The sequence below is a fragment of the Phenylobacterium sp. genome (assembly GCF_020253645.1).
Lineage (GTDB): Bacteria > Pseudomonadota > Alphaproteobacteria > Caulobacterales > Caulobacteraceae > Phenylobacterium.
The window spans coordinates 1-11,530 of record NZ_JADCBG010000094.1; the positions used below are offsets into that span (position 1 = coordinate 1).

The following is an 11,530-nucleotide window of genomic DNA, read 5'->3' on the forward strand; positions in this document are numbered from 1 at the left end:
GCGAACTCGGCGTCGACATCGCCTTCGAGTGCACCGGCATCTTCACCTCCAAGGACAAGGCCAGCGCCCACCTGACGGCCGGCGCCAAGCGGGTCCTGGTCAGCGCCCCCTGTGACAATGCCGACAAGACCATCGTCTACGGGGTGAACCACGACACCCTGACCGCCGCCGACCTGGTGGTCTCCAACGCCTCCTGCACCACCAACTGCCTCGCCCCGGTGGCCAAGGTCCTGCAGGAGCTGGCCGGCATCGAGCGCGGCTACATGACCACCATCCACTCCTACACCGGGGACCAGCCGACCCTGGACACCATGCACAAGGACCTCTACCGCGCCCGCGCCGCGGCCATGTCCATGATCCCGACCTCCACCGGCGCCGCCAAGGCCCTGGGCCTGGTCATCCCGGCCCTGCAGGGCAAGCTGGACGGCTCGTCCATCCGCGTTCCGACCCCGAACGTCTCGGTGGTGGACCTGGTCTGGACCCCGGGCCGGACCCTGACCGTCAAGGAAATCAACGACGCCCTGTGCGCCGCCGCAGAAGGCCCCCTGAAGGGCGTCCTGGCCGTGACCGACGAGGCCCTGGTCTCCACCGACTTCAACCATGTGGCCGCCTCGTCCACCGTCGCCCTGGCCCAGACCCAGGTGATCGATGGCGGCCTCGGCCGGATCCTGTCCTGGTACGACAACGAGTGGGGCTTCTCCACGCGGATGGCCGACACCGCCGCGGCCATGGCCCGTCTGATCTGAGCCCATGGCCTTCCGGACCCTCGACGATGTCGCCCTTTCCGGCGTCCGGGCCCTGGTCCGGGTGGACTTCAACGTGCCGATGGCCGATGGCGCCGTCACCGACGACACGCGCCTGAGGGCCGCCGTCCCGACCATCGACAAGCTCCGCGCCGGCGGGGCGAAGGTGATCCTCCTGGCCCACTTCGACCGGCCCAAGGGCAAGTGGGTCCCGACGATGAGCCTGGCGCCCATCGCCCCGGCCCTGTCCGCCGTGCTGGGCGCGCCGGTGACCTTCGTGCCCGACTGCGCCGGCAAGGACGTCGAGGCGGCGGTGGCGGCCATGGCGCCCGGCGACGTGGTCCTGCTGGAGAACGTCCGCTTCTATGCGGGCGAGGAGGCCAACGACCCGGCCTTCGCCCGCGCCCTGGCTCAGAACGGCGACCTCTTCGTCAACGACGCCTTTTCCGCCGCGCACAGGGCCCACGCCTCGACGGAGGGTCTGGCCCACGTCCTGCCGGCCTGCGCCGGCGAGCAGATGCGGCTGGAGCTCACCGCCCTCGACCGCGCCCTGGGCCGGCCCGAGCGCCCGGTCATGGGCATTGTCGGCGGGTCCAAGGTCTCCACCAAGCTGGACCTCCTGTCCAACCTGGTGACCCGGCTTGACAAGCTGGCCATCGGCGGGGGCATGGCCAACACCTTCCTCTACGCCCAGGGCCATGAGGTCGGCGCCTCCTACTGCGAGAAGGACCTGGCCGATACGGCGCGCGAGATCATCCGCCTGGCCGGCCAGCACAACTGCAAGCTCTTCCTGCCCATCGACATCGTCGTCGCCGAGAAGCTGGCGCCTGGCGCCCCGGCCCGGGTGCGCGAGCTGGGGGCCATGGACGACGAGGAGCGGATCCTCGACGCCGGTCCCAAGACGGTGGAACGCCTGCGCCGGGCCATGGCCAACTCAAAGACCCTGATCTGGAACGGCCCGCTCGGCGTCTTCGAGATGCCGCCCTTCGACCGGGGCACGGTGGAGGCCGCACGCGCCGCCGCCGACCTGGTCAAGGCCGGCAAGCTCGTGGCGGTGGCCGGCGGGGGCGATACGGTGGCCGCCCTGCACCATGCGGGCTGCGCCGACGATTTCACCTTCGTCTCGACCGCCGGGGGCGCCTTCCTGGAATGGATGGAGGGCAAGACCCTGCCCGGCGTCGCCGCCCTGACGAAACAGACCCAACGCTAACGGAGACGCCACATGGCCCGGATCACCCTGCGACAGCTCCTCGACCACGCCGCCGAGCACGGCTACGGCGTCCCGGCCTTCAACATCAACAACATGGAGCAGGGGCTGGCCATCCTGGAGGCGGCTGAGGCGACGGATTCGCCGGTCATCATCCAGGCCAGCCGCGGCGCCCGCTCCTACGCCAACGACATCGTCCTGAAGCACCTGATCGACGCCCTGGCCGAGATGTACCCGCACATCCCGATCTGCATGCACCAGGACCACGGGAACAACGAGGCCACCTGCGCCACCGCCATCCAGTACGGCTTCACCTCGGTGATGATGGACGGCTCGCTGATGGCCGATGGCAAGACCCCCGCCGACTACGACTACAACGTCCGCGTCACCCGCAACGTGGTGGACATGGCCCACTGGGTCGGCGCCTCGGTGGAGGGCGAACTGGGCGTGCTGGGCAGCCTGGAGACCGGCATGGGCGAGAAGGAGGACGGCCACGGCTTCGAGGGCAAGCTCGACCATGACCAGCTCCTCACCGACCCCGACCAGGCCGTGGCCTTCGTGAAGGCCACCCAGGTGGACGCCCTGGCCATCGCCATGGGCACCAGCCACGGCGCCTACAAGTTCACCCGCAAGCCGGACGGAGAGGTCCTGGCCATGCACGTGATCGAGGAGATCCACCGCCGCCTGCCCAACACCCACCTGGTGATGCACGGCTCTTCCAGCGTGCCCCAGGAGCTGCAGGACATCATCAACCAGTACGGCGGTCAGATGCCCCAGACCTGGGGCGTGCCCGTGGAGGAGATCCAGCGCGGCATAAAGAACGGCGTGCGGAAGATCAACATCGACACCGACAACCGGATGGCCATGACCGGCGCCATCCGCAAGGTCTTCGCCGAGAACCCCGGCGAGTTCGACCCGCGCAAGTACCTCAAGCCCGCCATGGAGGCCATGCGCGCCGTCTGCCGCCAGCGGTTCGAGGAATTCGGAACCGCCGGCCACGCCTCGAAGATCAGGCCGGTTCCGCTGTCGGAGATGGCGAAGCGCTACGCGTCCGGGTCCCTGGCGCCGAAGGTCGGCTGACAGCCAGCCCCGCCCTGCGCCGCGCGCGGTCGGCCAGGTAGTGGAGCGCCGACCGGCTGGGCATGAAGAAGTAACCCCCGCCGCGGACGGTCACGAAGTCCGGTATCGCCCGAATCCGGCGGACGGTGCGGCCATCGGGAAGGGACAGGTCCTGGAGCTGTCCATCGGAGTCGACGGCCGGGTCGGCTTCTCCCGTCAGGCCATGGAAGGACGGTTCGCCCAGCCAGCTCTGCTGGATGAACTCGAACTGGCGCTCCAGGTCTGCGCACGCGGCGAGGAAGATCAGTCCCTCGGTCGCCCGACCGCCGTCGGATGCGGGTTCGAGATAGGCCCGGCCCCGGCGCAGGATCCGGTGGCTGCTCACATGGTTCGGCGCCTTCAGATTGTCTGACATCAGGCTGTCCCGCGGATTCGAACGGCGGACGTGAGAGCCCAGCGGGCAGGCGAAGCCCCTTGGATCGAAGGTCGCGTAACCGAAGTCGTTCGTGGGATTGGGCCGGTGGGGCTGAGTGTCCGGGTACAGGGCCACCGGTGAGCCGTCTTTCCAGCGTCCGATCATCTTCGCGCCGACCCAATGCGGATCGACCCCCGACATGCCGGGATTCCGGGCCAGGGCGGCTGCGGTCTTCACGGTGTAGTCCTGGAAGCCCGCGACATCCTGCTCGAGCTGGCGCACCACCAGGAAGGTCCCGTTACGACCGAAGTCGTGGTCCGCCCCCGCTCCGGATTCCAGTCCGAAGGCCGGGTAGCGCCTGTAGAGGGCGTTCGACACCACCGGCAGAAGGTCCAGCGGGTCGAGTTCGGCCGGCAGGGCGCAGGTCGGGACCTGCCCCTGCCGGTTGTGGGGGTAACCCAGCAGGATCTCGCCAGGCTCCACCTGGTCGGCGACGAGGCCCGGATCTCCTCTGAGGCCCTTCATCACCGGGTTGGAGATTCCATCTGCAAAGCCGAAGGGCTCCGCGCGCAGGCCCCCGGCCATGATCGGTCGGGCGGGGGACAGGAGCGTCTTCCTGAGGATCAGGCCAAAGTCGGACGCCTGCGTCTCGATCGCGGCGCGGCAGTCCTCGGGGGTCATGCCGTAGACCAGCAGGACGGCGTCCACCCCCGGCTGCCCCGGGGTCGCCCCGGTCCAGGCGGTATCCGTCCACGACCAGCGGGATGGAGCCGAAGGGCCCGCATCGCGAAGAATCCGCTCCCGGCTGCTCATCCCCTGGTAGAACGGCGCGAGCAGGCCGGCGAGCCCGACGCCGGTGTCCGGGGCCGGAAGCCCGAGCTTGACCAAGCCCGACGCGGTGAAGCCAATGAAGGAGACGTCTCCGGGACGATCGGGAAAGGGGCCGGACTCCAGGCGAAGCGCCTGAGCCCATAGCCTCTGGTTCCAGCGATGGGGATCCGGATCGGCGTTTCCGAAGGCGACGGCGCGGGTCAGGTGCGACGTCCATCCGGGAAGGTCGGCGTCCGAGGGCAGGTGGATCAGCCCGCAGGCCATGGCGGGCAGGGAGCCCAGGCCTCTCAGCACCAGGGTCTGGACCTCCCCGGTCTCGATCTCGAGCGCGGGTCTCTTCACGGAGGCCAGCATGTCCAGCCAGTCCTGGGCCTCGGTGGCGTTGGATGCGCGCATCAGGCCGTCGTGAATCAGCGCATTGCGCCGGATGTTCTCGAGCGTCACGCCAGGATAGGCGGAGTACCAGAAGTTTGTCCGCCGGAGGGAGCGCTTGGCGAACCGCTTGAAGGCGTCCGAGTCGGAAGCCCCGCCCAGGAACATGAGGGTGGCGGTCGGAACGCCGCGGCTGTGTCCCCAGGCTGCGTTCAGGCCAAGGGAGGCGAGGGCTGTGAAGTCCTCCAGATAGCTCAGCCAGGACCCGTCATAGTTCGACATGAACACCAGGGCGTCGGTGCCCGGGGGTTTCACCCAGCGCGCGAAGTGGATCGTGCCCATCCGGGCCAGGTTGCCCTGCCGGAAGACAAAGAGCGCAAGGAGCCGGATCACCCACATGCCGAAGGCCAGGGCGTACCTCCGGAAGGGCCCGGCCTTCAGCCGGGTGACGGAGATCATGTGGTTCTGGGCGTAGCCTTCCTGGTTCTCGAAGACCTCGACCTCCGCAACCGCCTCGGGGGACGGCGGACTGGGATCCGCCCTGTCCGCAGCCTCATGTGCAAGCATGAGGCCGGCGAACAGACCGGCGGCGGCGAGGAGCCCCAGGACATAGGCCGCCAGCACCCAGACCAGGCTTGTGAAGACAATCTCAAGGACCCCGGCGAGGTCGCCGGCGCGGCCCCCAGGGCCCAGGTAGATCCGAACCATGACTGTTACGGCCACGGCCAGAGCGAGCATGACGGCCAGGACAGCGCCCCGGTTCCGGTCCTCCAGAACCTTTCCGAGAATGGCCAGGGGCGGAGGATTTTCGCTTCCGGGAGGAGAGGTGAAGTCGGTGAATGCGAGCCTGTGACCCAGGGGGCGTATCAGAAAGTCCCGGAAGGACCCCGCCTTTCGGACCAGATCGCTCAGGGCCGGGTCATCGGCCGCCGCCCGCGCCAGATCGGGATCGTTCCGGATCAGCCGCCGGACGGTGTCAAGGGTCTGGACGGCGTCGGGCGGGGCGCCCGCAGGGCGAAGGGCATCCCTCTCCTCCAGCGCGCCACGGGTGTTGAGGTGGTCCAGCACCTCCCGGACGTAATCGGCCAGGGCCTTCTGGCGGCGGATGTCGCCCGCGGGCAGACCGATTGCTCCGGGATACTGCAGACCGGTCGCTCCCCAGGGCGTGCACCTTATGTCGAGGAGGTGGTCCTTGAGGAACCTTCCAAGGTCGGCGGTGGTCCGGATCCCCGGGTCCACGATCCGGAACAGGCCCAGCCACCCAGCCATGCAGGCCGCCGTGCGGTCTATGGCCGCAGGACCGTCGCCATCGACGTTGAGTTCGCCCACAAGCCAGGGTTGTGGCGTGGCTTCGAAACCAAGATCGAGGACGCTGAAGGACGCGAAGTGCACCACCCCGGCCGCGTCAAGGTCGCGACCGCCTCCCTGCGATCGAAGAGCCTCAAGGCCCTCCGCGAGCGCGGCGGCGTCGGCCCCGGCCGGCAGCCGCGCCGCGAATACCATCAGGGTCTGACCCGCGACCGGGCCGTCCGGTCGCCAGGTCATCTCCATGTGGCGGGGGAAGGGGCCCGCGGACTTGAGCTGGCCGGCGTCCCCCGGGGCGACCGCCAGTTCGTCCCGGGACAGCAGTGCAATGGCGATCTCGACCATGACAAGGACGGCCACATAGAGGCCCACGCACTTATGGACTCCAAACCCGAACATCAGTTCGGCCGCGGACTTCTCGGAGGCTGGGCGATCCGGATTGAAGGTGTCGGGATCGCGGAAGCGGCGCCCGTCCCTCAGGGCCGCCGCGGTGGAGACCAGCAGGACGTCTCCGGGCCGGACACGGGCGGCGCGGAGTGTCCCCGGAGCGATGACGCCCGGCTTCTCGACGTATCGCCATTGACCGGGATAGAGGGTGGGAGAGAGACGGGCCGCCTCCATCAGGATGTCCTGCAACCGGGCCTTGTCGGCCGGGTTCTGAGAGCCTCCTCCGGAAAGGCCGCGCGCCAGTCGCCGGGCCTCGTTCCACCAGTACGGACGCCCCATGAGATCACAGAACAGCCTGGTCATGCACAGGGTGGTGGTCGGGATCATGCCGCAGGCGGCGCCGTCGAGGATGGCGATGCTCTCGTCGCGGCTGATCCGCCCCTTCCGCTCCTCTGACAGCAGGCGTGAAGCGAGGGTATCCGACGACGGTCGCCGGGTGGCGACCTCCAGGCTCCGCTCCACGACCCCGCGCAGCAGGCTGGCGCCCTGGATGGCCCGGCTCCGGGTTTCCGGCGCACCCGTCGGGTCACCAAAGGTCAGCCAGGACTTCGAGGTCGCCCAGTCGGCCAGCAAGCTCCGGTCGCCCGCCTCAAGGCCCAGATAGTCGATGCAGACCTCGGATACGGTCCTCTGGAAGATGTCCGTCACCACGTCGGCCCGGCCCATGGACTGGCCGACAAGGGACTGGGCGACCTCCGCGGCCCTCGCCGTCAGGCGAGAGCGGTCGCCGGGCTGGGTGATCCCCAGCATGATGTCGTCAAATACGGCTCTCTGGGCGCGATGGGCCGGTCCATCGAGACCCAGGACGCTGTTCCGTCCCGCGCCCATGGTCGTCCATTCCGGGCCAAAGGGGACCCGGAAGGTCTCATCGTCGAGAAGGACCGCCTCGACATCGCTGAACCGGGTGACGAGACGAACCGGAATGGGGCTCAGCCGACCGTTGGGCGCCAGGCCCCTGAAGAACCACAGCAGGAAGCCGATGGCAGCCTGAAGGATGGCGCCGATGGCCTGACCGAGGAGACCCGGCGCCCGGCCCGGATCCATCCGGAACGGCGGCGGACGCTGGCTGGGATCGGCGGCTTCCGCCGCCTCGGCCTCACGGATCTTCTTGTAGTACTTCGGCGTGATCGCCGTGCGGATCGCGATCCAGGGCCGGGTCCGTATCCAGAGAATGGCCAGCCCCGCCAGGACAACGCCAGCGACGCCCAGGAGCAGTTTAGGGGGATGCGGCCACACCCACAGGAAGAGTTTCAGCGCAGCGAAGACGACTGCGGTGAAAACAGCCGCGATCATGGACCATAGCAGGCCGATCACCACGACTTCCCGAAGACGCCCCACCCACATGTTCACCCTCCCGGTCTGCACTCGTCGACCTTGCCGGACGGCTCAGGAAGGGTGGACGCCCCCGGGGGTGCTCAGCTCTTCTCGACGACGCCGCCCCGCAGGGCCTGACGAAGTCCGTCCTTCAGTTTCGCGTTCCACTCCGGATTCAGGAAGGGCAGCCAATCGATGTGCTCCTCCTGGAATCCGGGGAACTGGCCCATCATGGTCTGTGCGGCCATCGCCGCCTGAGACTCCTCGCCGGCGCCCACCAGGGCGCTGACCTTCACAAGGTGCGCCAGCCAGTAGCCCGGGCGACGCATGAGAGACTGCTCGGCGAGACTGACGGCGTCCGTCCACTGTCCGATCATCCAGTACGCCGTCGCCAGTTCACCCAGGGTGTGGAAGGCGAAGGGATCGTTCGGACTGAGCCTCACCGCAGCCTGCAGGCTTACAAGCGCCTCCGCCGGTCTGCCCGCGAGATTCAGGGTTGAGCCCAGAAGCGCATGGCCCAACGGCAGGCTGGGGTTCAGCTCGATCGCACGGCTGCAGAGCGACAGGGCGCGGTCGTTGTTGCGGACCACCAGCTCGTAGCCGCCGAGGATGGCGTAGGCGCGGCCATCCTCCGGATCGGCGCGCATGGCGTCGCGGGCCAGTTTCGACCAGGTCTGCATGTCCTCGGGCTTCACCCTTTCCGCCCAGTTGCTCCAGCCGATGCGCCAGGCGGCCTGCATCAGCACCTCCGGGTTTTCGGGCTCAAGTCGCAGGGCCTCTTCGATCAGGTCCCGGGCGATCACGGCGTCCTGCCGGGTCATCCGGTTCAGATGCCAGCGACTCTTCCAGATCAGGGTGTTCACATCCCGGCTGGTCGCCGGCCTTGCGGCGGCCCTGGATTGTTCGGCGTGGTCGATCTGAGCGGAGAGAATGGCGGTCAGGTCCTCGAGCAGGGGGACGAGGCTCTCGTTGGCCAGGCTTCCAGGCAGGTCGAAACGCTTGGACCAGATGACTTTTGCGGTTTCGGTATCGACCACGGAGACCGCCAGCAGGAAGTTCTCGCCTGCAGCCCGGAGTCGACCTTCGATGACATAACGGGCGCCGAGGCCTTGCCCGATGGCCTTGGCGTCCTGGATCTCAGGGCCGAAATGGAAGCTGGAGGATCTGGCGATCACGGGCAGCCAGCGAAGCCGGCACAGCTGGTCGATCAGGTCCTCGCTCAGCCCCTCGGCGGCGAAGTCGAGTGCGGGATCGCCCGTTTGGTTCTGGAACCGGAGGACGGCGACGGCCGGGCGGCCCTTGAACCCGGGCGCCGGCTGGGTCAGGTCGAGAACATGCCGGGGCAGGGGCGGGAAGGGCGCCGCCGGAGCTTCCCGTGCCGCCAGCTCGGCATTCAGGAGTGAGCGCTGTTCCCGGAGCCAGTCTTCGAAGCCGTCCTCGCCAGGAAGGTCCAGTCCCTCCAGGAACTCGGCGTCTGCACGGGAGGATGGCGGCTCATTGGCATTCGCGGCGCCCGGGACAGGAACATCAAATCGGATGGCTTGGAGGTTGAGCCGGACCCTCAGGCCTTCGGTGAACAGGAATGGCGTCGGTTGATCCGCGAGCAGCTTGCGCAGGTTCGACAGTTCACGCCGCAGGCTGGTCTGCGCCTGGGCCGCACCGCGCGAGCCCCAGAGCTTTTCCTGCAGGAACTGACGCGTCCTCTCGCCATCCCGTCCGGTGGCCAGCAGGGCGATCAGTCCCATTGTCTTGCGGCTTGCAATCTCCACCCGCGCTCCGTCCACGCCTTCGAGACGAAACGCCCCCATCAGCCAGACCGAGTAAATTCCGGATCGGCCTGTCATTCAAACGACTCCTGAAACCTGTCCTCAGACCAGGGACCTCGGCTTTCACACATTTTTCACGCCATCTTCCGCCACTCGGAGTCATCGGCCATCGGGAAAACCCTGGGCCACGATTTGTCACGACGATCCCCAAAATCCGGGTCCGCCCCAGCGGATTTACCTGCGCGAGTCTACTCTGACGCGAAACCCCGGCCCAGCACTCACGTTTTTTTCACGCAGAAATCACGGGTTTTCAATCCATCTGCGAGCCACGCATCTCCTTTAGCCAGACGCTGCCCACAATCAGGGTGATGGTCGCCACGACAATCGGGTACCAGAGGCCCCGATAGATGTCGCCAGAGGCCGCCACCATGGCGAAGGCCGTCGCCGGAAGGAACCCTCCGAACCAGCCGTTGCCGATGTGGTAGGGAAGCGACATGGAGGTGTATCGGATCCGCGCCGGGAACATCTCCACCAGGGCGGCGGCGATCGGCCCGTAGACCATGGTGACGTAGAGGACCAGCAGGGTCAGCAGGGCGACCACGAGGGGCTTGTTGATCTGCGCCGGGTCGGCTCTGGCGGGGTAACCCGCCTGCGAGAGGGCCTCTCCCAGGACCTTCGTCCAGGCTGCGCGGGTTTTCGCCAGTTCCTGTCGCGACTGGCCGGTTCCGTCGACCGATGGGATCACGGTGTCGCCGATCCGGACCTGGGCCAGTGTTCCAGCCGGAGCGGCCTCGTTCCGGTAGCTGACCCCGGCGTTGGCGAGAGCGGACTTGGCGATGTCACAGGACGAGGCGAAGGCGCTTCGCCCCACAGGGTCGAACTGGAAGGCGCAGTCGGCGGGGTCTGCAATCACCGTGACCGGGGCCGAAACGCTCGCCGCCGCCAGAGCCGGGTTCGCCGCTGCAGTGAGGGCCTTGAACACCGGGAAATAGGTCAGCACCGCCAGGAGGCAGCCCGCGAGAATGATCGGCTTCCGGCCCACCCGGTCGGACAGCCAGCCGAAGAGGATGAAGAAGGGCGTTCCGATCAGCAGGGCGGTCGCCACGAGCATGTTCGTGGTCAGACCATCGACCTTGAGCGTCTTCTCAAGGAAGAAGAGGGTGTAGAACTGGCCTGTGTACCAGACCACGGCCTGGCCCGCCGTGAGGCCGACCAGGGCCAGCAGGACAAGCTTCAGGTTTCCCCGGTCGGCGAAGGCCTCCGCCAGCGGCCGCTTCGACGTCCGACCCTCCGCCACCATCTTCTGGAAGACCGGGCTCTCGTTCAGCTTCAGACGGATCCAGAGCGACAGGCCCAGCAGGATGGCGGAGACCAGGAAGGGAATCCGCCAGCCCCAGTCCTTGAAGGCGTCTTCGCCCAGCAGGGTGCGGACCAGGATGATGACCACCAGGGACAGGAACAGGCCAAGGGTCGCCGTCGTCTGGATCCAGCTGGTGTAGAGACCCCGCTTCCCTTCAGGCGCATGCTCGGCGACGTAGGTGGCGGCGCCGCCATATTCTCCACCCAGGGCGAGCCCCTGGACCAGCCTCAGGACCACAAGGATGATTGGGGCGGCGACCCCGATCTGGCTGTAGTCCGGCAGCAGGCCCACCGCAAAGGTCGACAGGCCCATCAGCAGCATGGTGACCAGGAAGGTGTTCTTGCGTCCCCAGAGGTCCCCCAGCCTCCCGAAGACCAGGGCGCCGAACGGTCGCACGGCAAAGCCTGCGGCGAACGCCATGAGCGCCAGGATGAATCCTGTCGTCTCGTTCACGCCGGAAAAGAAGTGGAAGCTGATATAGGCCGTCAGCGACCCGTAGAGGTAGAAGTCGTACCACTCGAAGACCGTGCCGGCCGAGGCGGCCCCCACGATCAGCCGGTCGTTCCGGGCCTTGTCCGCCATCTGCGCCTCCCCAGGTCATGTCCCCGGGTCGAGGATAGGCGCCGAAGAGGCCGGGAATCCAGACCCGGCCCGGCTTTCACCGGGCCGGGCCCCGAAACTCAGAGGTCGGAGAACTTCTTGCCGTCGGCC

The 11,530-nt window shown here is 67.7% G+C and carries 6 protein-coding genes; 3 read left to right on the top strand and 3 right to left on the bottom strand.

Translation table 11 applies throughout. The features are described from left to right. From INE98_RS06635 to fba, 3 genes are all read left to right on the top strand, one after another. Window positions 1-746: type I glyceraldehyde-3-phosphate dehydrogenase (locus tag INE98_RS06635; RefSeq protein WP_293537575.1), on the top strand; the 746-nt coding region annotated here is incomplete at its 5' end. Window positions 747-750: 4 nt separating this feature from the next. Further along, entirely contained in the window at window positions 751-1,953 is a 1,203-nt protein-coding gene (gene pgk, locus INE98_RS06640) for a phosphoglycerate kinase (protein WP_293537577.1), read from the top strand. A 12-nt stretch (window positions 1,954-1,965) separates the two neighbouring features. Further along, window positions 1,966-3,030 (top strand): class II fructose-bisphosphate aldolase, encoded by a 1,065-nt coding sequence (fba, locus tag INE98_RS06645; protein ID WP_293537578.1) that lies wholly within the window; start codon window positions 1,966-1,968, stop codon window positions 3,028-3,030. Here fba and INE98_RS06650 read toward each other — a convergent pair. The 3 genes from INE98_RS06650 to INE98_RS06660 all read right to left on the bottom strand — a co-directional run bounded on the left by INE98_RS06650 (window position 2,960) and on the right by INE98_RS06660 (window position 11,401). Continuing rightward, complete coding sequence (locus tag INE98_RS06650) at window positions 2,960-7,723, bottom strand: cytochrome P450 (protein ID WP_293537580.1); 4,764 nt, start codon at window positions 7,721-7,723, stop codon at window positions 2,960-2,962. The two genes, fba and INE98_RS06650, sit on opposite strands and share 71 nt — an antisense overlap. Before the next feature lie 71 nt (window positions 7,724-7,794). After that, window positions 7,795-9,537 (bottom strand): tetratricopeptide repeat protein, encoded by a 1,743-nt coding sequence (locus INE98_RS06655; protein WP_293537581.1) that lies wholly within the window; start codon window positions 9,535-9,537, stop codon window positions 7,795-7,797. 232 nt (window positions 9,538-9,769) lie between these two features. After that, on the bottom strand, window positions 9,770-11,401 hold the full coding sequence (locus INE98_RS06660; RefSeq protein WP_293537582.1) for an MFS transporter: 1,632 nt from the start codon (window positions 11,399-11,401) through the stop codon (window positions 9,770-9,772). Window positions 11,402-11,530: the final 129 nt, after the last annotated feature.